This window comes from Glaciibacter sp. 2TAF33, assembly GCF_052114945.1.
GTDB lineage: Bacteria > Actinomycetota > Actinomycetes > Actinomycetales > Microbacteriaceae > Cryobacterium.
In genome coordinates, this window is record NZ_JBFRFS010000015.1 from 56,488 (window position 1) to 79,478 (window position 22,991).

Annotated in this window: 20 protein-coding genes; 11 read left to right on the forward strand and 9 right to left on the reverse strand. The window is 69.0% G+C overall.

Features of this window, described 5'->3' with window-relative positions; translation table 11 throughout:
* The first annotated feature begins 85 nt into the window (after positions 1-85).
* Together AB4Y94_RS15535 and zapE are read left to right on the forward strand one after the other, a co-directional pair.
* Positions 86-778: a YciI family protein gene (locus AB4Y94_RS15535; RefSeq protein ID WP_441728858.1), complete on the forward strand. Its 693-nt coding sequence runs from the start codon at positions 86-88 to the stop codon at positions 776-778.
* The gene (gene zapE, locus AB4Y94_RS15540) at positions 775-1,833 is read left to right on the forward strand and encodes a cell division protein ZapE (RefSeq protein ID WP_441728859.1); all 1,059 of its coding nucleotides are present in this window, start codon (positions 775-777) and stop codon (positions 1,831-1,833) included. The genes AB4Y94_RS15535 and zapE overlap by 4 nt, the downstream gene beginning before the upstream one ends.
* Positions 1,834-1,918: 85 nt before the next feature.
* On the opposite strand, the gene AB4Y94_RS15545 is transcribed toward zapE, so the two are convergent.
* Entirely contained in the window at positions 1,919-2,551 is a 633-nt protein-coding gene (locus AB4Y94_RS15545) for a ferritin-like fold-containing protein (protein ID WP_441728860.1), read from the reverse strand.
* A 232-nt stretch (positions 2,552-2,783) separates the two neighbouring features.
* Between AB4Y94_RS15545 and AB4Y94_RS15550 the strand changes: the two genes are divergently transcribed.
* Positions 2,784-4,502, forward strand: a complete 1,719-nt coding sequence (locus AB4Y94_RS15550) for a DEAD/DEAH box helicase (RefSeq protein WP_441728861.1) — start codon at positions 2,784-2,786, stop codon at positions 4,500-4,502.
* Positions 4,503-4,844: 342 nt separating this feature from the next.
* Here AB4Y94_RS15550 and AB4Y94_RS15555 read toward each other — a convergent pair whose 3' ends face one another.
* On the reverse strand, positions 4,845-5,717 hold the full coding sequence (locus AB4Y94_RS15555) for a PHP domain-containing protein (RefSeq protein ID WP_441728863.1): 873 nt from the start codon (positions 5,715-5,717) through the stop codon (positions 4,845-4,847).
* A 77-nt stretch (positions 5,718-5,794) separates the two neighbouring features.
* Here AB4Y94_RS15555 and AB4Y94_RS15560 point away from each other — a divergent pair, with 77 nt between their 5' ends.
* Both AB4Y94_RS15560 and AB4Y94_RS15565 read left to right on the forward strand, forming a co-directional pair.
* Complete coding sequence (locus AB4Y94_RS15560; RefSeq protein WP_441728865.1) at positions 5,795-6,904, forward strand: endonuclease/exonuclease/phosphatase family protein; 1,110 nt, start codon at positions 5,795-5,797, stop codon at positions 6,902-6,904.
* A 53-nt stretch (positions 6,905-6,957) separates the two neighbouring features.
* On the forward strand, positions 6,958-8,505 hold the full coding sequence (locus AB4Y94_RS15565; protein ID WP_441728866.1) for an aminopeptidase P family protein: 1,548 nt from the start codon (positions 6,958-6,960) through the stop codon (positions 8,503-8,505).
* Positions 8,506-8,653: 148 nt separating this feature from the next.
* Here the strand turns inward: AB4Y94_RS15565 and AB4Y94_RS15570 are convergent, their stop codons facing one another.
* Both AB4Y94_RS15570 and AB4Y94_RS15575 read right to left on the reverse strand, forming a co-directional pair.
* A complete protein-coding gene (locus AB4Y94_RS15570) occupies positions 8,654-10,249 on the reverse strand; it encodes an ABC-F family ATP-binding cassette domain-containing protein (protein WP_441728867.1) in 1,596 nt (531 codons plus the stop codon).
* A gap of 63 nt (positions 10,250-10,312) precedes the next feature.
* Positions 10,313-11,020 (reverse strand): general stress protein, encoded by a 708-nt coding sequence (locus AB4Y94_RS15575; RefSeq protein WP_441728869.1) that lies wholly within the window; start codon positions 11,018-11,020, stop codon positions 10,313-10,315.
* Positions 11,021-11,088: 68 nt separating this feature from the next.
* Between AB4Y94_RS15575 and AB4Y94_RS15580 the strand changes: the two genes are divergently transcribed.
* The 5 genes from AB4Y94_RS15580 to AB4Y94_RS15600 all read left to right on the forward strand — a co-directional run bounded on the left by AB4Y94_RS15580 (position 11,089) and on the right by AB4Y94_RS15600 (position 16,700).
* Positions 11,089-12,459 carry a magnesium transporter MgtE N-terminal domain-containing protein gene (locus tag AB4Y94_RS15580; protein ID WP_441728870.1) on the forward strand — a complete coding sequence of 457 codons (1,371 nt, stop codon included), beginning with the start codon at positions 11,089-11,091 and terminating at the stop codon, positions 12,457-12,459.
* A complete protein-coding gene (locus AB4Y94_RS15585) occupies positions 12,446-12,985 on the forward strand; it encodes a DUF1003 domain-containing protein (RefSeq protein WP_441728871.1) in 540 nt (179 codons plus the stop codon). Before AB4Y94_RS15580 ends, AB4Y94_RS15585 begins: the two co-directional genes overlap by 14 nt.
* A complete protein-coding gene (locus AB4Y94_RS15590; protein ID WP_441728894.1) occupies positions 12,975-14,138 on the forward strand; it encodes an Mrp/NBP35 family ATP-binding protein in 1,164 nt (387 codons plus the stop codon). The genes AB4Y94_RS15585 and AB4Y94_RS15590 overlap by 11 nt, the downstream gene beginning before the upstream one ends.
* A 79-nt stretch (positions 14,139-14,217) precedes the next feature.
* Entirely contained in the window at positions 14,218-15,105 is an 888-nt protein-coding gene (locus AB4Y94_RS15595; RefSeq protein ID WP_441728872.1) for a hypothetical protein, read from the forward strand.
* A gap of 44 nt (positions 15,106-15,149) precedes the next feature.
* Positions 15,150-16,700, forward strand: a complete 1,551-nt coding sequence (locus tag AB4Y94_RS15600) for a succinic semialdehyde dehydrogenase (RefSeq protein ID WP_441728873.1) — start codon at positions 15,150-15,152, stop codon at positions 16,698-16,700.
* Positions 16,701-16,757: 57 nt separating this feature from the next.
* On the opposite strand, the gene AB4Y94_RS15605 is transcribed toward AB4Y94_RS15600, so the two are convergent.
* Positions 16,758-17,132 carry a sec-independent translocase gene (locus AB4Y94_RS15605; protein ID WP_441728874.1) on the reverse strand — a complete coding sequence of 125 codons (375 nt, stop codon included), beginning with the start codon at positions 17,130-17,132 and terminating at the stop codon, positions 16,758-16,760.
* An 87-nt stretch (positions 17,133-17,219) separates the two neighbouring features.
* On the opposite strand from AB4Y94_RS15605, the gene AB4Y94_RS15610 reads away from it, so the two are divergent.
* A complete protein-coding gene (locus AB4Y94_RS15610; RefSeq protein WP_441728875.1) occupies positions 17,220-17,852 on the forward strand; it encodes an O-methyltransferase in 633 nt (210 codons plus the stop codon).
* An 89-nt stretch (positions 17,853-17,941) separates the two neighbouring features.
* On the opposite strand, the gene AB4Y94_RS15615 is transcribed toward AB4Y94_RS15610, so the two are convergent.
* From AB4Y94_RS15615 to dapE, 4 genes are all read right to left on the reverse strand, one after another.
* On the reverse strand, positions 17,942-18,118 hold the full coding sequence (locus tag AB4Y94_RS15615) for a DUF3117 domain-containing protein (protein WP_441728877.1): 177 nt from the start codon (positions 18,116-18,118) through the stop codon (positions 17,942-17,944).
* A 290-nt stretch (positions 18,119-18,408) separates the two neighbouring features.
* Positions 18,409-20,046 carry an ABC-F family ATP-binding cassette domain-containing protein gene (locus AB4Y94_RS15620; protein ID WP_441728878.1) on the reverse strand — a complete coding sequence of 546 codons (1,638 nt, stop codon included), beginning with the start codon at positions 20,044-20,046 and terminating at the stop codon, positions 18,409-18,411.
* Between the two features lie 568 nt (positions 20,047-20,614).
* Positions 20,615-21,838, reverse strand: coding sequence for a hypothetical protein (locus tag AB4Y94_RS15625; RefSeq protein WP_441728879.1), 1,224 nt, complete (start codon positions 21,836-21,838; stop codon positions 20,615-20,617).
* Between the two features lie 25 nt (positions 21,839-21,863).
* Positions 21,864-22,988 carry a succinyl-diaminopimelate desuccinylase gene (gene dapE / locus AB4Y94_RS15630; protein WP_441728880.1) on the reverse strand — a complete coding sequence of 375 codons (1,125 nt, stop codon included), beginning with the start codon at positions 22,986-22,988 and terminating at the stop codon, positions 21,864-21,866.
* Positions 22,989-22,991: the final 3 nt, after the last annotated feature.

A 22,991-nucleotide genomic window follows, 5' to 3' on the forward strand; every position in this document is an offset into this window, starting at 1 on the left:
TCGTTACGCGAACGAGAGCGGGTGCGCTGTACGGCCGGTGACGGCGTAGATTACCAAGCCGGAGGTCATCGTGAAGGGGGCCATCATGAAGTACGTGCTGGTGTACGAGCCGGCGCCGAACATCGCGTCGACGGCGCCGCTCTACTTCGCCGCCCACGGGGCCCGCGCCCGCGAGTTCCACGAACGCGGCACGCTCCTCCGGATCGGGGCATTCGCCCGCGCGCAGGACTACGGAGCGATGGCCGTGTTCGCCACGCGCGAGTCGGCCGAGGAGTTCGCCGCCGGGGACCCGTTCGTGGAGAACGGCGTGGTCGCATCGTGGGAGGTGCGTGACTGGGACGAGATCTCATTCGAGCACCCGGCGGACCCGGACGCGGCATCCGTCGCCCGTCATGTGGACGTCACCGTAGCGCGTCCCGTCGCCGATGTATATGACTACGTGCGGAACCCGGAGAACCTCCCGGCGTGGGCCGCCGGCCTGGGCGCCGCGGTGCACCGGGTGGACGGGAAGTGGATCGCCGAGTCGCCGATGGGCGGAGTGGTCGTCGCGTTCGCACCGCGGAATGACTACGGGGTGCTCGACCACGACGTCACGCTGCCGAACGGGGAGACCGTGCGGAATCCGATGCGGGTCATCGCGGCACCCGGTGGGTCGCTCGTGGTCTTCACACTCAGCCGCCGGCCCGGGGTGACCGAGGCCGAATTCGCCGCTGACGCCGCGACCGTGTCCGCGGACCTGGCCCGGCTGAGGGGAATTCTCGAGGGCGGACCCGAGTGACCGCTGTACTCGACGCCGACCAGCGCCTGCTGGCCGACCGCCTCCAGCGGCTCGTGCTCCGCGGGTCCACGATGGATGCCGCCGGCCGGCCCGGCCCGCCGAGCCGCGGCGTGTACGTGCACGGGTCCGTCGGCCGCGGGAAAACCTGGCTCTGCGATGAGTTCTTCCACGGGCTACCCACGACGGCGAAGAGGCGCGTGCACTTCCACGGGTTCTTCCGCCAGTTGCACCAGGCCATCTGGCGGCGTCGGACGGCGGCGGAACCGGGGCACGGGGACGCTGTCGGCGACGCGATCGCCGATCTGCTCGACGGTGTCGACCTGCTCTACTTCGATGAGTTCCACGTGCACGACTCCGGCGATGCCGTTCTGATCTCCCGGGTACTCGAGGTGGTATTCTCACGCGGCATCACGCTCCTCGTGACCTCGAACTATCCGCCGGCCGGCCTCCTTCCGCACCCGGGCTTCCACGACCTGATCGAACCGTCCATCGCCCTGCTGGAGGCCCACCTCGACATCGTCGAGCTGGGTGGCACGGTCGACTTCCGGCGCGCCGGTGCGCGGGCGACCGTTGCGGCCGGCGGGCACGGCGGTGACGGCGACGGACGGGGCGGGCCTGTCGGCCGAGGATTCGCGGCCGGAACCTGGGCCGTTTCCGCGGAGGGTCTCACCCCCGAGGGACGAGCCCTGCCGCATCCGTCGGAGGAGACGACGCTGGATGCCGACGGTCATCGTTTCACGGCGCGGCGCGTGAACGGCGACGAGGTCTGGTTCCGCTTCGATGACCTGTGCGAGGCCGACGCATCGGTCGCCGACTACCTGGAATGGGCATCCGTTTTCAACACCTGGGTGCTGGATGACGTGCCGGTGCTGGGTGCCGCGACCCCGCAGGCCAGACAACGATTCGCGAACCTGGTCGATGTACTGTGCGACCGGGACGCCACGCTGCACATCGTCAGCGTCCACCCACCGGAAACGGCGCTCCGTGCGGAGGCGCTGCCTCGCGATTTCGCCCGGGCCGCGAGCAGGCTCGCGCTGTTGCGGCCGGTGCGCTGACGGGAGCTGGGCATCCGTTGCACGAGAACATCAGGCCACCCCGGTGAGCGGATGCCGGTGAGATGGATGCGAACCGCGTCCGCTGTCACGCGGTGAGGCCGAGGCCGTCCATCCGGCGGGTGTGCGCCGCGATCAGTTCGGTGAACACGGGCTCGATCCGCGACTCGTCCGCGGGGAGGTCGCCCGAGGCGTGCATTGCTGAGCGGGCGACGAGCAGGGTGTCCCCCACCAGGCGGCGCCCCCACATCGCCAGCCGCGACGCCAGCATCGGGTCGGCCGCGATGCCCACCTGCAACTCGTGCACCAGCACCTCGGTGCCGGCGTCCTCGGCCAGCACGTGGGCCACCCGCGGACCGACGTCACTGGGCAGTCCCCCCGAGAGCCGCGCAAAGAAGTCGTCGAGCAGGCCGGCAGTGAGGTAGCAGCTGAGCAGCAGCTCGTGCCAGTCGTTCCCGGCTGTGATGCGGTGGAAATGGTCGAGCGCTGGGGCGAATGCGGCCATCACCTCGGAGGGTTCCGCGCCCCGGCGGCGGATCTCGGCGATCAGCCCGTGGTGCTTGGTCAGGGCGCGGCCAGCCGCGAGGCTCAGTCCCTCCTTCGACGACAGGTTCGGCGCCGCCGCCACGGCAGCGGAGAGGCCCTGGAACGCGCCGAGCTGCACGTAAGCCGCCTGCGCCAGGTAGGAGATGGGCTCTGGCGTGAGATCGCTGATGTCCACTTTGGTGGTCGCTCGCGTCTCCCCACGGGGTTTCAGCCGGGGGACCTCACTGCGCGATGTGCGCCGACGAAACCACGAGACCACCCAGCCAGCATAGAACACCGGCTAGTCCCAGCCTCCTTTCGGCACCCGTCCAGTAAGCTGGACGCACGCCACCGGCATCGGATCGGCGGCATTGCGCCTGAGACAGAAGACGGCGCATCCTCTTCTAAGTAATGACAGGCATCCATTCGTGACTTTTTCCGAACTCAATATTGACCAGGACATGGTCGACGCCCTCGCTGAAAAGGGCATTCTCGAACCATTCCCCATCCAGACCCAGACCATCCCCCTTGCCCTCGCCGGCCAGGACATCATCGGCCAGGCCAAGACCGGTACCGGCAAGACGTTCGGGTTCGGCCTCCCGTTGATCCAGCGCCTCGGCCTGACTCCCGAGCCGGGTGTGCAGGCCCTGATCGTGGTCCCCACCCGCGAACTCTGCGTGCAGGTGTCAGAGGACCTCGACCTCGCCGCCAAGAACCGCGACACGAAGATCGTCTCGATCTACGGCGGCAAGGCCTACGAAGGCCAGATCGAGCAACTCAAGGCCGGAGCACAGATCGTCGTCGGAACCCCCGGGCGCCTCCTCGACCTTGCCAACCAGCGCCTGCTCAGCTTCAAGAACGTGCGTGAGATGGTGCTCGACGAGGCCGACAAGATGCTCGACCTGGGCTTCCTCTCCGACATCGAAAAGCTGTTCTCGCAGACCCCGGCGACCCGGCACACCATGCTGTTCTCGGCGACGATGCCGGGCCCGATCGTCGCCCTGGCGCGCCGGTTCATGAACAAGCCGATCCACATTCGCGCCAGCGACCCCGATGAGGGCCTGATGCAGGCCAACATCGAGCACCTCGTCTACCGTGCCCACAACATGGACAAAGACGAAGTGATCGGCCGCATCCTGATGGCAGAGGGCCGTGGCAAGACCGTCATCTTCACCCGCACCAAGCGCGCCGCCGCCAAGCTCGTTGAAGAGCTCGGCGACCGCGGGTTCAACGCGACTGCGGTGCACGGCGACCTCAACCAGGAACAGCGCGAGCGCGCCATGGCGGCGTTCAAGGCTGGCAAGAAGGACATCCTGATCGCAACGGATGTCGCCGCGCGCGGCATCGACGTCGATGACGTCACGCACGTGATCAATCACACCATCCCCGAAGACGAGAAGGCCTACCTGCACCGTGTCGGTCGTACCGGCCGCGCCGGCAAGACCGGCATCGCCGTGACCTTCGTGGACTGGGACGACCTGCACAAGTGGGCGCTGATCAACCGCGCCCTGGACTTCGGCCAGCCGGAGCCGCTCGAGACGTACTCGTCGTCGCCGCACCTCTACGAGCAGTTGAACATCCCGGCCGGCGTCAAGGGGCGCCTCAAGGCCACCCCGATCAAGGACGGCCCGCCCGTCGGCGGCCGCTCTGGTGGACGCTCGGATGGACGCTCTGACTCGAGCCGTCCGGACTCCGGTCGCGGAGGTCGTTCTGGTGCCGGTCGCTCGGATTCCGGACGCTCGGCCTCGGGTCGTTCGGAAGGCGGACGCTCGGAAGGCAGTCGCTCGGAAGGCAGTCGCTCGGAAGGCGGGCGCTCGCGCCGCTCGGATTCCGGACGCCGTTCCGAAGTCGCCCCGGCCTCGGACACCATGGGCTCTTCGAACACCGAGTCTGCAACGACCATCGCCGCCGATGCCACTGCGGAATCGCCCGTGACCGGCGGCCGCACGGGCACCCGTGACCGCCCGGAACGCCGCACCCGCACCCGGGTGAGCAGGACCACCAATCCTGACGCCCCCGAGGCGACCCCCGCGGCCGGCACGCACGACGGCGGCGGCGTTGAGCACCATGACGGCAACAGCGCGCCGCGCCGGCGCAGCCGCAACCGACGTCGCTCACCGCAGTCCGGCAGCACCGGCCAGGCGTAAACCACTCGGGGCCACCGAGGAGATGGGCATCCGTCTCCTCGGTGCCCACCCCGCACGCGCCCACCCCGTCCGCGCCCACCCCGTCGGTGAGCGCGAGCGGCCAAAATGCCGCCTCACCACCCCACGAGGCGACCATTTGCCCGCACTCGCGGCGGCAACGGCACCCGCGGCGGCAACGGCACCCGCGGCGGCAACGGCACCCGCGGCGGCACCCGCGCCCGCGACGCACGGGAACCAGCGCGTGCGGCCAAGATGCCGCCTCACCACCCCACCAGGCGACCATTTGCCCGCACTCGCGGCGGCAAGGAGGATGTCTGCGAGCGAGCCGACCGGCGCGCCCGGTTATCCCGGGTAGACCGGCTCAGCGCCGGTCGCCTGCTCGATGATCGCCTCGAGCACCTCGGGCGCGGTCGTGTTCTCGCCCAGCCGGTTCGGCTTGCCCGAGCCGTGATAGTCGCTGGAGCCGGTGACCGCCAAATGGTACTTCTCGGCGAGCGTGGCCAGCCTGGCCCGGGCATCCGCTTTGTTCTCACGGTGGTCCAGTTCGAGGCCGAACAACCCGGCGTCAACAAGCTCGGCCAGGCGCGACTCCGAGACCAGCTCGCCGACCCCCCGCGTAGCCGGGTGTGCCAGCACCGGCACTCCCCCGGCCGCCCGCACCAGGCGAACCGCGTGCAACGGGCTCGGTGCATAGTGCGGCTGGAAGTATCCGGCGCTCCAGTGCAGGATCCCGGCGAACGCTTCACTGCGCGTCAGGGCATGGCCGCGCGCCACCAGGGCGTCGGCGATATGCGGGCGGCCGACGGTCGCACCGTCGGACGTCTGCGCCATCACGTCGTCCCAGGTCAGCGCGTAGTCCGCGCCGATCCGGTGCACCATCTGCTCGGCCCTGACCAGCCTGGCCTGCCTGATTCGCCCGGTCTCGGCGACGATCGCGGCGTTGGCCGGGTCAAACAGGTACGCCAGGAGGTGCACGCTCGAGTGCTCGACCCGGGTGCTGAATTCCATTCCGGGTATGAGCGTGATTCCGATTTCGTGCGCGACGCGCGTCGCCTCTGGCCAGCCGGCCGTCGAATCGTGGTCGGTGATCGCCACAGTGCGGATGCCAGCGACGGCAGCCGCCCTCACGAGCCGGCCGGGTGTTTCGGTGCCGTCCGACACGCTGGAGTGGGTATGCAGATCGATCGGACCCGCGAACCGCCTGACAGCACCCATCTCCCCATGCTAGTTCCGAGCCGTTTCCCTGCAGCATTCAAGTGCCCGCTCAGAAATCTCGCCTAGGGTGAGTCGTCGTGACCCACCGATTCCTGCCCGCCGCGATCGCGCTCGTCGCTGCCGTCGTGCTGGCCGTGCTCACGGTGCCGCAACTGGTGGGCCTGCAGAACGCGTGGGTGGTTGCGCACATCGTGTCGCTCCGCGGCCTGGCGGTGGTCTGCGCCGCCGTGGCGGTCGTGCTGCTGCTGGTGCTCACCATGCTGAAGCCGGTGCGGCGCGTGGCTTCAGCCCTGGCCATCGTGCTGGCGCTGTTCATCGTCGCCAACTCGGCGATCCTCGTCGTACGCGGCGTCGGTGTGGGGGGTGCCGAAGCGGATGCCGCGGCAGTCGCCCCCGCCGGTTCCGGCCAGGGCGCGACATCCGACGATGTGACGGTGCTGAGTTGGAACACCCTGGGTGACGCGCCCGGCGCGAAGGCGATCGCCGACCTGGCACTCGAGGAGGGTGCCGATATTGTCGCGCTGCCGGAGACCACGGAGATCACCGGGGTGAAGGTGGCGGAACTCATGCGCGACGGTGGGCGACCGATGTGGGTGCACACCGTCGCCTTCGACCTGGTCTCGAAGGCCCGCTCGACGACACTGTTGATCAGCCCGACTCTCGGCGACTACGCGGTGCGGAACGACGTCGGGTCTGGGCCGCCCGGAAACACGAATGTCCTGCCAACGGTGGTGGCGACGCCGGTCGACGGCGATGGCCCGACCGTGATCGCGGTGCACGCCGTCGCCCCGATCCAATGGGAGATGTCGAACTGGCGGTCGGACCTTGACTGGCTCGCCACCCAGTGCAACGAAGGCAGCGTGATCATGGCCGGCGACTTCAACGCGACTGTGGACCACATGGCCGGCCGCGAGGCATCCGCTGTGGCCAGCAGCACGACCGGCGATCCAGCGGATGCCGGCGGCGGCGTCCTCGGCGCATGCGGCGACGCCGGACTGGCCGCGGGTTCCGGCGCGGTGGGCACCTGGCCGGTCAACCTGCCTCCCCTGCTCGGCAGTCCGATCGACCACGTGCTCTCCACCGCCGACTGGACCGTGCGGAGCATGCACGTGATCGAGTCCCGTGACTCGGCCGGCAGCGACCACCGCCCGATCGTCGCCACGCTGGTGCCGACGGCAGGCGGCTGAGCGCGACGGAATGCACTCAGCGGGCACCCGACCAGCGGTGAGAGAATACGCCTATGGCCGATTCCACTGACACCGTTACCACCCCCGCGCCCCGCACGAACGAAAACCGCTCGACGACGCCTGCCTCGAGCGTGTTCAAGGAGTACATCTCCAGCCGATGGGCTGAACGCACCGACGCCATGCCCGGCGCACGGGAACAGGCGTCATTCGCTGCGGCGCGGCGCGAACGCCTGTCGGAGCTCTACCCGGGGCAGCGCCTGGTCATCCCGGCCGGCCGGCTCAAGCAGCGCGCAAACGACACCGACTATGCGTTCCGTGCCCACTCCGCCTTCGCCTACCTCACGGGCTGGGGCAGCGATTCGGAGCCCGGCGCCGTGCTCGTGCTCGAGCCGCGCCGCGGAGGCGCCGGCCACGACGCCACCGTCTACTTCCGCGAGCGCGCGGGACGGGACTCCGACGAGTTCTACGCCAACCCGGAGATCGGCGAATTCTGGATCGGCGCGCGGCCCTCGATCGCGCAGGTGGCCAGCGACCTCGCGGTGGCGGTGCGCGGCATTGCCGACCTCGACCACGTCTTCACCGTCGTCGACACCGAAACCCTCGTGCTGCGCGAGGCTGACCCCGCGTTCACCCTCCGTGTCGACGAGGCCCGGTTGCGGTTCGCAGCGGAGAAGGTGCTGAACAACAACGCCTCGGACACCCCGTTCAGCCTCGAAGTCAACGACGAGCACGAGCAGGACGCCCGGCTCGCCCGCGACCTCTCCGAAATGCGCCTGGTCAAGGACCCGTACGAGATCGAGCAGATGCGGCAGGCCGTCGCAGCCACGGCCCGCGGCTTCGACGACGTCATCCGCGACCTGCCCCGGTCCAGCTCCCACGCGCGCGGCGAGCGCCTGGTCGAGGGCGTGTTCAACACCCGCGCCAGGGTCGACGGCAACACGGTCGGCTACGACACCATCGCGGCGTCCGGCCCGCACGCCTGCATCCTGCACTGGACCCGCAATGACGGTCCGGTCGCCCCCGGAGACGTGATCCTGCTGGACGCCGGCATCGAACTCGACAGTTATTACACCGCCGACATCACCCGCACACTCCCGGTCAACGGCACCTTCAGCGACGTTCAGCGCCGCGTCTATGAGGCAGTGCGCGAGGCAGCGGATGCCGCGTTCGCCGTCGCCCGTCCCGGCTCCGTCTTCCGCGATGTGCATGCCGCCGCGATGGCGGTCATCGCGCGCCGCACCGCGGAATGGGGCATGCTCCCGGTCACCGCGGACGAGGCGCTCTCTCCCGAGAACGGCCACCACCGCCGCTACATGGTGCACGGGACCAGCCACCACCTCGGCCTCGATGTGCACGACTGCGCGCGGGCCCGCCGGGACATGTACATGGACGCGGTGATCGAGCCGGGAATGGTGTTCACGATCGAGCCGGGCCTGTACTTCCAGCCCGACGACCTCACCGTTCCGGCGGAGCTCCGTGGAATCGGCGTGAGGATCGAGGACGACATCCTCATCACGGCGGATGGCGCGGAGAACCTCTCCGCCGCCATCCCGCGCACAGCCGACGACGTCGAGGCCTGGATCGCGCGCCTGCAGGCCTAGCGCCTGCCGTCCCTCCCGCAGCGTGCTGCGGCACTTGCACCGCTACGCGGGGGCTGCCGTACGTTACGCGCGTTCAACGCCACAACGCGGGTGGGGCACCACCCGCGGAGCGGCGCTGGACCCGCGCAGGCCCACCCACGGCACCCGTTTACGCCGCGCGCACCTCGACCTCGCCGGCCTCCGCGTCGTCGCTCCCGAAGACCAGCTGCCGGGTGGCGATCTTCTCGGTGAAGAAGCGGTCATGGCTGACTACCACCACGGCCCCCGGGAAGTGCAGCAGCGCCCGTTCCATCACCTGTGTGCTCGATAGGTCCAGGTGGTTCGTCGGCTCGTCGAGCAGCAGCACGGATGCGCCCGACAGCAGGCACTGCGCCATCGCGACGCGGGCACGTTGCCCTCCGGACAGGTTCCCGATCTTCTGTTTGAGGTCGCCTTCCGAGAACTGGAACATGGTGAGGAACCGGTTCACCGACTTGCGGGTCGCGGTCAGCGCCAGGCTCCCTGGCATGGCGTTCACCGAGTGCGTGACGGTGTCGCTCTCGTCGAGGGCGTCCAGCACCTGGTTGTATGACACCACCCCGGCGCCGGCAGCCCAGGCCACCTGCCCGGAGTCTGCGGGTTCTTCCCCGGTGAGCACCTTGAGCAGCGTCGACTTGCCGCTGCCGTTCGAGCCCAGGACGGCGATCCGGTTGCCCCGCCTGATCTCGAAGGTGAGGTCGCTGAACAACGTCTTCGGCCCGAACGACTTGCTGAGCCCGTCCACCCGGCACAGCACGTCCTTGATGTGCAGGCCGCCGTAGATCTCCGTGATGATCTGGTCGACCGGGCGTGGGGCTCGCGACTTCTTGATCGTCGCCAGTTGGCCGCCCAGCTTCCGGCTGGCGGTCTTCGCCGCCTCCCGGCGGTCGGCGATCCCCTCCGCCTCGAACGCCAGCAGTTCCGACTCGTGCACGAACTGCTGCTCGAGCGTCTTCAGCCGGAACTGCTTCTGCACCACGTACTCGCCGAAGTTTCCCGGGTATTCATGGAGGTGGAAGTTCTCCACCTCGATGATGCGGGTCACGACCGCGTCGAGGAACCTCCGGTCGTGCGAGACGATGATCGCCGCGCCGCGGAAGGCGCGGAACCAGGCTTCGAGCCATTCCACGCCCACCACATCGAGGTAGTTGGTGGGTTCGTCGAGCAGGAGCACGTCCGGCGCCTCCAGCACGATCTTGGCCAGCGCGGCCCGGTTGCGCCAACCGCCGGACAGCTCGTCGATCGGGCAGCTACGGTGGGCCGGGGAGAACCCGAGCGTGGTGAGCGCGGTGTCGATGCGCCGCCGGTAGTCCCAGCCGTCCAGGCGGTCCATGTCCTCGAAGAGTTCGGCCTGGCGCAGGATCAACCGGTCCAGCTCCGCACCACCGGAGGGGGCAGCGGCGATGGCGGCGTCGATGGCCGCCAGTTCCGACTCGATCGCCGTGATGTCGGCGAACAATCCGTCCAGCACCTCGGTGATGGTGGCCGCACCGTTCAGTTCAGAGAACTGGGAGAAATAGCCCAGGCGCGTGCCCTCCTCGACGCTGACGGTCCCCGAGTCCGGAGCCACCTGGTCCTGGACCAGCTTGAGGATGGTCGACTTCCCCGAGCCGTTCTTGCCGATCAGCCCGACCCGGTCGCCGGGTTCCAGGCGGAAGAACGCCTCCCGCAGGACCTGCGTGTTCTCGAAGCGGATGCTGACGTCGTGCAGCCTGATCAGGCTCATTGCTGTCCTTTCGAGGGCGCGGTGACCCGGGCAGGCCGGAAGCCTGCGATGTGGATGCTCGCGCTACTTCGGCGGACGCTCGCCGTACATGGGCGGCTCCTCGGGCGGCGTGGTGCCAGCCGGAACGTCGCTCGGCGTCGGGTCCTCGAGGTGTTCGTCGTGCGGGTGCCCGTCGTGCGGGTGCTCGTCGTGCGGCGCGGTCACGTCGCCGCCGGAGGGTGGGACGAACACGTTCCGAGGCGGGTCAGAGGGATGCTGCGGAGCGGCATCCGTTGTCCGGTCGCCCTGGCCGGCGATCACGTTCCGCGCGCGGTTGACCAGCCCCGACTCGACGACGACCTGGTAGTTCGTGGCGATCACCTGCATGGTGGAGGTGAAGTCGCGGCGGCGGCGGTTGACGGCGTAGCTGACCAGGCCGAACAGCATGCCGAACCCGGCACCGAGCAGCACCGCGGCGAACAGGAACGGCAGCCCGGCGCCGGCCGGGGAGAAGAGGAAGAACAACAGCCCGAAGAACACGCCGAGCCAGGCGCCGGACGCCGCTCCGGCCAGGGCGACGCGCCCCCACGTGAGCTTGCCGGTGACCCGCTCCACACTGTTCAGGTCGTTGCCGACGATCGAGAGCTGCTTCACCGGGAAGTCGGCCTTGGCGAGCGTGTCCACGGCGGCCTGCGCCTCGGCGTAGGTCTCGTAGGTGGCCACGACCTCGCCCTTGGGCATAGTGGGGAAGGCTGCCTGGCGTCGGCCGCCGAACGGGCTGGGGGTGCTCATGTCGCCATTCTTTCATGACTACTGGAAACCGGGCGGGTGTCCCCAGCCGGGTAGCCTACATTTGTAGTGTGAGTGCCTCCAGAGTATTTGTCGCCCGTCTCGCCGGGTGCACCGTCTTCGACCCCGCGGGCGACCGCGTGGGCAAGGTGCGCGACGTCCTGGTGGTCTACCGAAAGAGCGACCCGCCCCGCGTGGTCGGCCTGATCGTCGAGATCCCCGGTAAGCGCCGTGTCTTCGTCTCGATCGGACGCGTCACCAGCATTGGCAGCGGGCAGATCATCACGACCGGCCTGATCAACGTGCGCCGCTTCGAACAACGCGGCGGCGAAGTGCGGGTAATCGCGGAAATGCTCGGGCGCAAGGTCGTGTTCAACGACGGCTCGGGCGAAGCCACCGTCGAGGACGTCGCGATCGAGGAGACCGACCAGGCGGAGTGGGCGATCAGCCAGCTCTTCGTGCGTCGCCCCAAGACCAGTGCCTCCCCGTTCGCCAAGGGCGCCACCGCGTTCGTCAACTGGAGCGAGGTGCGGGAGAAGTCGACCGCCGGACAGGCCCAGTCCGCCGAGCAGCTCATCGCCACCTACTCCGACCTGAAGCCCGCCGACCTGGCCAACACCCTCCTCGACCTGCCGACAGAGCGGATGTACGAGGTCGCCGGCGAACTCTCCGACGACCGGCTCGCCGACGTCCTCGAGGAGATGCCCGAAAGCGAGCAGGTCGGCATCCTCACCAAACTGGGCGACGCCCGCGCGGCCGACGTTCTCGACCACATGCAGCCCGACGACGCCGCCGACCTGATCGCCCAGCTGCCGGAAGAGCGCGGCGAGCAGCTCCTCGACCTGATGGAGCCGGAGGAAGCCGACGACGTCCGGTTCCTCCTCTCTTATGCACCCGACACCGCCGGCGGCCTGATGACGACGGAGCCGATCATCGTCTCCGCCGACGCGACAGTCGCCGAGGGCCTTGCCCTCATCCGCCGCCACGACCTGGCGCCGGCGCTCGGCGCCGCGATCTGCGTGACGCTTCCACCGTACGAACCGCCCACCGGTCGGTTCCTCGGCATGGTGCACTTCCAGCGGATGCTGCGCTACCCGCCCCATGAACGTCTCGGCACGCTGCTCGACGCCGGTCTCGACCCGGTCACCGCCGACACGTCGGCGGCGGAGGTCTCCCGCATCCTGGCCAGCTACGACCTGGTCTCCGTGCCGGTGGTCGACGACAACCACCGACTCGTCGGGGTGGTGACCATTGATGATGTCCTCGATTACCTGCTGCCGGACGACTGGCGAAGTCACGACGGGAACGACGACGTGCAAAGACGCGCGAGCGTGCGGAGCACGTTGACCACAGGAAGTATCCCGCTGCCGGGGCAGAACAGCCCGGACCCCGGCGTCGGCCGGACCACACGCGGAAGGAGGAGGACCAATGGCACGAGCTAGCAAGTCGGATGTCCGGCTCGACGCCCCGAAGGGGCTGCGTTCCAATAACCTCCTCCGCGCTCGGGGCGGCAACGACCGGTTCGGCCGGTTCACCGAGTCCATCGCCCGCGGCATGGGCACCCCGTGGTTCCTGCTCGGGCTCACCCTGTTCACGATCGCCTGGATCCTCTGGAACACGCTCGCGCCGGTGTCGCTCCGTTTCGACTCGGTCGCTCTCGGCTTCATCGCCCTCACCCTGGTGTTGTCGCTGCAGGCCTCGTACGCCGCCCCGATGATCCTGCTGGCGCAGAACCGGCAGGATGACCGCGACCGGGTTCAGATCGAGCAGGACCGGCAACGTGCCGAACGGAACCTCGCCGACACCGAGTACCTGGCCCGCGAGGTGGTCGCCCTCCGGCTGGCGGTCAAGGACATGGCGTCCAAGGACTTCATCCGGGCGGAACTGCGGTCGCTGACCGAACAGTTGAGTGAGCGCGACGTTTCAGACGCCGTGGACAGCAGTGGGCGTGCCCCGGTTGACCGCTGACCTGCCGACGGACGGGCTGCCGAACGGGGGCCTCCGCGACCGGGTGCTCGCCGCCCTGGCCGGCGTCACCGACCCGGAGATCCGCAAGCCCATCACCGACCTGGACATGGTGGCCGGGGTCGACGTCGGCGACGATGGCCAGGTGACGGTGGGCATCCGCCTGACGATTGCCGGATGCCCCGCCGCCGTGCGCATCGAGCGCGACGTTCTCGAGGCGGCTGAGTCAGCGGCCGGCGTCGGGCACGCGACTGTTGAGGTGAGTGTGATGACCCGCGAGCAGCGGCAGGCGCTGACCGAGCGGCTGCGCGGCGGCAAGGTGGCGCGGGGCACCCAGTTCACCAAGGACTCGTTGACACGCGTGTACGCGGTCACCAGCGGCAAGGGCGGGGTCGGCAAGTCGACGATCACGGCCAACCTTGCGGTGGCGCTGGCCGAGCAGGGCCTGCGGGTGGGCATCGTGGACGCTGACGTGTACGGTTTCTCCATACCCGGCCTCCTCGGCATCGCCGGCGTGAAACCGACCCAGGTCGGCGACATGATCCTCCCGCCGATCGCGTATGACGTGAAAGTCATCTCAATCGGCATGTTCGTCGACGACCCGTCCGTCGCGGTCGCCTGGCGGGGACCGATGCTGCACCGCACCATCCAGCAGTTCCTCACCGACGTGTACTTCGGCGACCTGGACGTGCTGCTTCTCGACCTGCCGCCCGGCACCGGGGACGTGGCGATCTCGGTGGGGCAACTGCTTCCCCATGCCGACGTCATCGTCGTCACGACCCCGCAACCCGCCGCGGCCGACGTGGCTGAGCGAAGCGGTGTCGTCGCCCGGCAGACCGGGCAGACCCTATACGGCGTGATCGAGAACATGGCCGGCTTGCCGCAACCCGACGGCTCGGTGCTCAACCTGTTCGGTTCCGGCGGCGGCGCTGAGGTGGCCGCGCGGCTCTCGGCCGGGCAGGACACGCCGGTGCCGCTCCTCGCGCAGGTGCCGCTGAGCGTGTCGCTCCGGACCGGCGGCGACGCCGGGACGCCCGTGGTGCTCGCGGACCCCGGTGACCCGGCGAGCGTCGCCATCCGCACCGTTGCGGTCAGGCTCGCCACCCGTTCGCGCGGCCTCTCCGGCTTGAGCCTCGGAATCACGCCCGCCCGCTGACACGCACCCGGCTGCCGGACCGTGGACCGTCGGCGAGAAGGTGCGGTTCCGGGGAAAGAGTGCGGAATAGACTGCGGGAATGCGTACCGGGTTGCGTTCGGCGGTCGTGACCGCGGCGGCGATGCTGTCTGTGACCGCGGCGGTACTTGCCATGGCCGGCTGCAGCTCGGCAGTGCCGGCCGCCGCTCCGACACGGCCGGCGGACGGCGTCAGCGTCGAGATCTTCCAGAACCGGCAGGACTACGCGGTGCGGGTGCTCGAAATCGGCGTCACCAACGGCGGCGCCAGCGACCTCGAACTGGTCTCGGCGGCATTCGAGTCGCCGCAGTTCACCGGCATCGCGACATGGAAGGAGCCGCTCACCATCACTGCCGGCTCCGCCACCGACCTTCGGGTGCAACTCGGGACGGCGGTCTGCGACGGGCGCGGCGGCGGCACGGGGCAGGTCACCATGGTCTGGCGGGCCGGGAGCGCCAGGGCGGGCGGTACGGGATCCGCGTCCCTCACCCCGGCCGACACCAAGGACACCATCGACCGGATCGTGCGCGAGGACTGCCTGGCCGCCGCAGTCGACTCCGTGGTCGCGATCATCGAGCCCGCCTCCGTGCGGATCGACGGGACCGGGGCGGCATCCGTTGCCTGGCTCGACTTGACGGTCACTCCCACCGGCGCGGGCGGCTCCGTGACCGTCGACCGGGTGTCCGCCACCGTGCTGCTGGCGTCTGCGTCGGGCCTGGACTGGCCGGTGGGCCTCACGCTCGACGCGGCGTCGCCGCCCCAGACGGTGTCGCTCGCACTCCGGCCCACGCGCTGCGACCCGCACGCCGTCATCGAGGACAAGCGCGGCACCGTCTTCCCCTTCCAGGTGACCACCTCGTCCGGGCCCGCCGGCACCTACAACTTCGCCGTCAGCGATGTCCTTCGCCGACAGGTCTATGACTGGATCGCCGCGCACTGCAGCTACTGAGGCCGGCATCTGGGCAGCGGCGGCGCTGTCCTAGACTGGCCGACATGCCAGCCTCCCCTCTCGAACACTCGTTCATCGCCGGCCTCGACCGCGACCTCACGGCCAGTTCGGGGGCGACCATCGAGGTGATCGCGCCGTTCAGCGGCGCGGTGCTGCACGAGCTCCCGTTGAGCACCCACAACGATGTGCACGACGCCTACGCCCGGGCCCGGCTTGCCCAGCTGGCGTGGGCCAGGGCCGGCTTCGCACACCGCCGTGCGGTGCTGCTCCGAGCCCACGACCTGGTGCTGGCCCGCTGGGACCTGATCCTCGATGCGGTGCAGTCCGAGACCGGGAAGACTCGCGGCCAGGCCTTCGAGGAGCTCTTCCAGGCGGCCGGCGTCACCCGGTACAACGCGCTCACCGCCCGACGGGTGCTCCGCGGACAACGGCGACGCTCCGGCCTGCCGCTGGTGATCTCCACCCGGGTGCGGTACCGGCCGAAAGGCGTGGCGGGAGTCATCACGCCTTGGAACTACCCGCTCAGCCTGGCCGCCATGGACGTCATTCCGGCACTGGCGGCCGGCTGCGGCGTCGTGCAGAAGGCCGACAACCAGGGCGCTCTGAGCATCCTCTCCCTGCGGCGGGCGTTCATCGACGCGGGCGTGCCCGCGCAGCTGTGGGCCGTCGTCGCCGGCGACGGCACCGAGATCGGCGGCGCCGTCACGAACGAGGCCGACTACATCTGCTTCACCGGGTCCACCGCCACCGGCAGGGTCGTCGCCGCCCAGGCCGCGGCGAACCTCACCGGGGTCTCCCTCGAACTCGGGGGCAAGAATCCGCTGATCGTGCTCGACGACGCGGACCCGGTGACTGCCGCAGCGGATGCCGCGTACGCCTGTTTCTCCTCACTCGGCCAGTTGTGCGTGTCCACCGAACGCATCTACCTCGAACGCGGCATCGCCCCCACCTTCATCCGCGAGTTCGCCCGCACCGTGACCGGCCTCAGGCTGGGCGGCGCGTTCGACTATTCGGCCGATGTCGGCTCGCTGACCACCCAGGCGCAGCTCGACCGTGTCACGGCCCACGTCGCAGACGCCGTCGAGAAGGGCGCCACGATCCTCGCCGGCGGCTCAGCACGCCCCGACGTCGGCCCGTTGTTCTTCGAACCCACGGTGCTCGAAGGGGTCACGCCAGACATGGACTGCTTCGCGGCCGAGACGTTCGGGCCGGTGGTGGCCGTTGCCGTGGTCGACACCGAGCAGGAAGCGATCCTGGCCGCCAACTCCAGCGACTACGGCCTGAACGCGTCGGTGCTCTCGGGCTCACCGCGCCGGGCCATGCGGATCGCCGAGGCCATCCTGGCCGGCAGCGTGAACATCAACGAGGGCTACCGCGGCTCGTTCTCGGCGGTCGACGCACCCATGGGCGGCGTCAAGCAGTCGGGCCTCGGCCGGAGGAACGGGCCGGAGGGACTCCTGCGCTTCGTCGACCCCACCACCATCTCCCGCGCGACCGGGCTGCTGCAGCTGCCCCGGTCCGGCCGGGAGTTCGCGAAGCTGGCCGGGCCGATGCTGCTGCTCGCGAGGGCGCTGAAGCTGCTCCGCCGCCGCTGAGACCGGTGGTCGAGCTTGCGCCGTCCTGACGCTGTCCAAGGGCCGAGACCCCGTGGTCTAGGTGGCCTCTGTGTCGAAGGGAGCCGGTTCGGCGGCCGGCAAGCTGGCGCGCTTCTTTTGGAGGTAGGCGCTGTTCGGGTTGGGCGACCTCGAAATGGTGGGGGTCGTATCCGCTGGCGTGTCGTCGAGCAGGGCTTCACGGATGATCCGGCGCGGGTCGTACTGGCGGGGATCGAGCTTCTTCCAGTCCAGTTCGTCGAACTCGGGGCCCATCTCGTCGCGCATGCGATCTTTGGCCCCGTTGGCCATGTCGCGCAACTGGCGGACGAGGCGTCCGAGCTGGGCCGCGTAGTGCGGCAGTTTTTCCGGTCCGAGCAGGAACACGGCCACGATGCCGATGATCAGGATCTTCTCGAACGTCAAACCGAACATGTCCTCAGAATAACCGTCGGCGAGGCATCCCCGGACCATACCGTTGGCGGCCCTAGTCTTGACCTAATCATCAACTGGAGCCGCACTGTGTCTGACAAAGAACTGAACTGGAAATTCTCCGACGATTCCGTTGTCGAGACGGAAGCGCTGGCCCGCGCGAGGCAGCAGTCCCTGGAATTGGGGATCGATGCCATCGCGCCGTCCGTCGGCGCCCAATCCGCCGTCATCGCCGCAGCGACGGGCGCGATGAACATCCTCGAGGTGGGAACCGGGGCCGGCGTGTCCGGGATGTGGCTGCTCACCGGCGCTCCCGGCGCCACCCTGACATCGATCGACACCGAGATCGACCACCAGCAGCACGCCAAGGCGAGCTTCCTGGAGGCCAGGATCCCGGGCAACCGGGTGCGCCTGATCACCGGCAAGGCAGCAGATGTCCTGCCACGAATGAACGAGAACTCGTACGACATCGTGTTCATCGACGCCGATCCCCAGTCGGTCATCGAGTACGTGGAGCACGGGCTGCGGCTCGCGCGTCCGGGCGGAACCGTCCTGGTGGCGCACGCTCTCTGGCGCGGTCGGGTAGCCGATCCCGCCCAGCGCGACGATGTGGCGACCGGTTTCCGCACCCTGCTCAAGGAGATCGCCGGATCGAGCGCCGTGGTCAGCGCGCTCTCCCCCGTCGGCGACGGGCTGCTCCAGATCACCAAACTCCGCGCGTAGTTCTCTCAGCGCCGTGTGCGGGTGACAGCCCGTTAACGAGAATTCGGCTGCGCAACCGAAGTTGCGCAGCCGAATTCCGAGTTCTAGTTCTACTTGGCGGCGTTGACTACGCCCGCCAGCGCATCGTGAAGCTCCTTGGCCTCAGCATCGTTCACAGAGACGACAAGTCGGCCTCCGCCTTCGAGCGGCACCCGCACAATGATCAGGCGCCCCTCCTTTACTGCCTCCATTGGCCCGTCTCCAGTCCGTGGCTTCATAGCCGCCATGAACTCCCCTTCCGTTCGTCGTACTACCATTATCGACCATCCCGGCCCGAGACCGTAATTCCGGGCATTTTGGGGGCACTGGGCGGTCGGCGCTGACGCGTTCCGCATCCGCCGCCCATGCCGTCGCGCTGAGGATTCTTACAAGCGCTGAGGGCAGGCCATCCGCGCGTGGCAGAAACCTCAGCGCGAACAGGCCGGAGCCGCGGGGTCGGAGTGCCCGCGCATCCCGGGCGGGCGCCCGGAGCGGCGGGGGTCGCAGTGCCCGCGTCTCCGAACGGCGACTTCCCGGGTCACGATCGCGGCGGCGCCTCGGGACGAACCTCGGCCAGCGAACCCGACCGGTCCAGACTCAGCGTCCGCGTGAGGTCGAGCCGGCCAAGAAAGGCGTCGTCGTGGCTCACCACGATCAGGGCGCCCCGGTAGACGCGCAGGGCATCGACAACTTGCTCGACAGTCCCGAGGTCCAGGTTGTTGGTCGGTTCGTCGAGCAGCAGCACCTGCGGCGGCGGGTCCGCCAGCAGTAGTCGCGCGAGCGCCACCCGAAAACGCTCGCCGCCGGAGAGAGTCCCCACCGATCGCTCGACCGCCGCCCCCCGGAGGAGGAAGCGGGCCAGCTGGTTCCTGATCACACCGATCGACACAGCGGATGCGGCATTGCGCACGTTCTCAAGAACTGTCGCGTTGTCGTCGAGCCCGTCGAGGCGCTGCGGGAGGTAGCCCACCCGATCGGTCAGCAGCACCCCGCCCGCCGTTCCGGGCGCGTGCTCGTCATCGCCGCCACCGCGTCCGTAAAGGAGCGCTTCGAGCAACGTCGTCTTGCCGACACCATTCGGCCCGACCAGGGCGATCCGCTCCGGCCCCTGGATGACGAAGGATTGGCCGGGGCTCTGCAGTTCCGCGATCCGGCGCTTGCCCGGCACATCGGGATCGGGCAAGTCGAGTCGGATGTGCTCCTCATCGCGCACATTCGCATCCGCTGAATCAAGCGCCGACTGGGCCGTCTGCACCTTGCCGTCGAAATCGGTGCGGAGTTTGCCGGCCGAGACCTGGGCCGCTGATGCGCGTTGCTTCATGATGATTTTCGGCTCCCGCTTGTTTTCGAACGCCGTCTTGGCGAACCGGGCGCGATGGGCCAGTTTCGTCTCGGCTGCCACGCGCTGCCGTTTCTCAATCTTCACGACCCGGTGTGCCGCCCGCGCCGCCTGCACGGCGGCGGCCTGCTCCGCGTCGACGGATGCCCGCCATGCGCTGTACGGACCTCCGAAGAACGTCAACCGCCCGGCGTACAGTTCGGCGGTCTCGTCCATCAGCTCGAGCAACGCGGTGTCGTGGCTGACCACCACCAGGGTGCCCGGCCAGGCCCGAACGAGCGTCGCCAAGCGCGCGCGGGCGCCACGATCAAGGTTGTTCGTCGGCTCGTCCAGCAGGGTGATCGGCGCGCGCCGGAGCAACAGACCTGCGATCGCCACCAGCATCGCCTCGCCGCCGGAAACCTGGGTCATCCGGCGGCCGAGGTCGGCGGACGTCAGTCCGATGTGGCGGAGGGCCTCATCGGCGCGGGCCTCAATGTCCCAGTCGTCGCCGATCACCTCGAAGTGGCGCTCCGACACGTTCCCGGCCTCGATGGAGTGAAGGGCTTCGACCTTCGCCGCCACGCCGAGGAGGCCCGCGACAGTCATGCCGGCGTCCATGGTGAGCCCCTGCGGCAGGGAGGCGACGTCGCCGGAGGTGAGGATCCGGCCCGTGGTGGGTGGGAGCACGCCCGCGACCAGGCGGAGCAGGGTGGACTTTCCCGAGCCGTTCGCCCCGACCAGGCCGGTGCGGCCGGCGCCGAAAGTGCCGGTGATGCCTGCGAGCGCGATCGAACCGTCAGGCCAAGTCAGGCTGACGTCGGCGAGGGTGATGGATGAGTTCTTGGGCGTAAACATACGTCTCCGGTGATGCCAGTGGATGCACTGACCCCGGAGCCGAGAAATGGCGAATCGACGAGTGTCAGTGCGCGGACAGGGGCGCGAAAACGTCGAAGAACTTCATCGGACTGCCTTACGGGGGGGGGAACGTGAACCTGACGAGTGTCTCAGACCAGGCGTGGAGACGCAACCGGTCACGGTGCAAGGCCGGAGGCGCCGCCGGCGCCGCGGCATCCGTCGCGCTGAGGATTCTGCCACGCGCTGAGGATTTTGCCACGCACTGAGGGCAGGCCACCAGCGCGTGGCAAAAACCGCAGCGTGAAGGAGCGGGAGGGGCTCGGCGACATCCGGAATGGCCGCCGAAAGCGTCGCGCCGAGGATTCCAGCACGCGCCGAGGATTCCAGCACGCGCTGAGGATTCGGTCACGCGCCGAGGGCAGGCCAGCCGCGCGTGGCGAAAACCTCAGCGCGAACGAATCGAACCCAGCGCGAACGAATCCACACCTCAGCGCGAACGCATCGGGGACGCCTCAGCACGAACGCCTCGGGGGATACAGAATCGCGCACGCGAGCGCAACGAGTCCGGTTACGGCGGCGTCCAGTCGGCCCCGTCGACGCCCCAGCAGATCAGCAGCCAGCCCCACTGCCCGGCGACCGCGAGCAGCACCACCACCACCCGGTACACGGGCGACCGCGGCTGCGCCACCGCCCCGAGCAGGGGAAACATCGGCATCAGCAGCCGGAAGGTGCTCGACTGGGGAAAGAACACGGCGAGCAGGTACAGGGCGTAGCTGACGATCCAGAACCGCAGGTCGATGTGCAGCCGCCGCACCGCGGGCGTCAGCATCGCCAGCACGAACGCGAGCACCAACGCAACCACGGCCACGATCCCGAGCGGCATGCCCAGCCACCACATACCGCCCTGGAACCAGGCGGTGAACGGCACCAGTTCGGTGTAGCCGATGTACGGTGCCCGCCACGCGAGTTCGGTGTCGGTGTATGCGCTCATCGACCCGGTCACCAGCCACGCGATCAGCGGCCAGGCCAGGCCCATCACCCCGCTGAACACGGCGACGGATGCCGACAGCACCCGTTCACCCACAGGGAACGGGTCGAGGCGCCGCGTGTACCACCGGTGTCCCACATGCAGGGCCATGGCCAGCGCGAAGGCCAGCCCGCTCGGCCGGGTCAACGCCATCACAGTGATCACCGGGAACAGCAGCACATAGCGCCGCTGCAGCAGCAGGTACAGGGCGAGCGTGAGGAAGAACAGGTACATCGACTCGGCGTAGCCGAACTGCAGGATCGGTGACAACGGGGCCACGCAGAACAAGACCACGGCGAACATGGCGGTCTGGCCGGGCAGCATCCGTCGCATCAACCGGTAGAGCAGGAGTGCGGTTCCGAGGCTGAACGCGAGGGAGACGAACACCGCGACCGGGTCCCATTGTGTTCCGGTGAGCTCCATCAGCAACCGCACCACGGCGGGGTAGCCCGGCATGAAGGCCCAGGCGTTCTCGCTCACCTGCCCGGTCACGGTGACCGGGAGCACCGACGGGTAGCCGGCGACGGCGACGATGTTGTACCAGCGGCCGTCCCAGATGTTCGCGAACTGCGGGTATGTCGGTTTCGCGCCGGTCCATGGGTTGGGCCCCTGCACGCTCGCCAGCGCGAGCACCATCGTGGTGGTCACCGCTCGGGACAGCACCCAGATCACGATCACCCGGGCCCACCACGGGGTGAGGCGGTAGCGCGCCCGCCATCGACCGGGCGGCCGTCGGGCCGGTTCGTGCGTGCGGAGGGTACTCATGCCCGGTTCACGACGCCACCCGGCGTCAGCCGACGGATGCCGTGAGCCACGACCGCAGACCGTTTTCGCACGCGGTGATCTGGTCGAGTGCCACGCGCTCATCGTCTGCGTGCGCCTTGAGGGGGTCGCCGGGGCCGTAGTTCACCGCCGGGACGCCGAGCGCGGAGAAGCGGGCGACATCCGTCCAGCCGTACTTCGGGGTGGCCACCCCGCCGACGGCGGCGAGGAACTGCTGTGCGATCGGAGCGTCGAGTCCGGGGCGCGCACCCTCGGCCTGGTCGACGACGGTGATCTCATAGCCGGGGAACAGTTCGTGGATGTGGGCGAGCGCCTCCGCTGCGCTCCGGCTCGGTGCGAACCGGTAGTTCACGTGCACCATCGCCTCGTCGGGGATGACGTTGCCGGCGATGCCGCCGCTGATGCCGACGGCGTTCAGTCCCTCCCGGTAGACCAGGCCCTCGACTTCGACCTCGCGCGGCTGGTACGCGGCCAGCGTGTCGAGCACGGCGGCGATCTTGTGGATGGCGTTGTCGCCGACCCAGGCCCTGGCCGAGTGCGAGCGCAGCCCGAAGGCGCGGATCTCGACCCGCAGGTTGCCATTGCAGCCACCCTCGATCTGGCTGTTCGTCGGTTCCCCGAGGATGGCGAACTCGCCGGCGAACAGGTCGGGACGGTTCGCAGCGAGTCGTTCGAGTCCATTGAGGTCGGCGGAGACCTCTTCGTGGTCGTACCACATCCAGGTCACGTCGACGCTGGGGGCGGTGAGTTCGGCGGCGAGCTTGAGTTGCACGGCGACGCCCGCCTTCATGTCGACCGTGCCGCGGCCCCAGAGGAAGTCGACCCCGTTGATGGTCTCGAACCGGGTGGGCAGGTTGTGGTTCAGCGGCACGGTGTCGATGTGCCCGGCGATGACCACGCGCTGCGCGCGGCCCAGGTTCGTGCGGGCCACGATGGTGTCGCCGTCCCTGGTGATCTCGAGGTGGTCGCATCCGCTCAGCGAAGCGACGATGGCGTCGGCCAGGGTCGTCTCGTCGCCGGAGACCGACTCGATGTCGCAGATCGCACGGGTGAGGTCGATCGACGAACCGGTGAGCTCGAGGGCGGCCGTTGCGTTCAGGGAGTTCGCTGCATTCAGGGGGTTCCGGGGCACCCT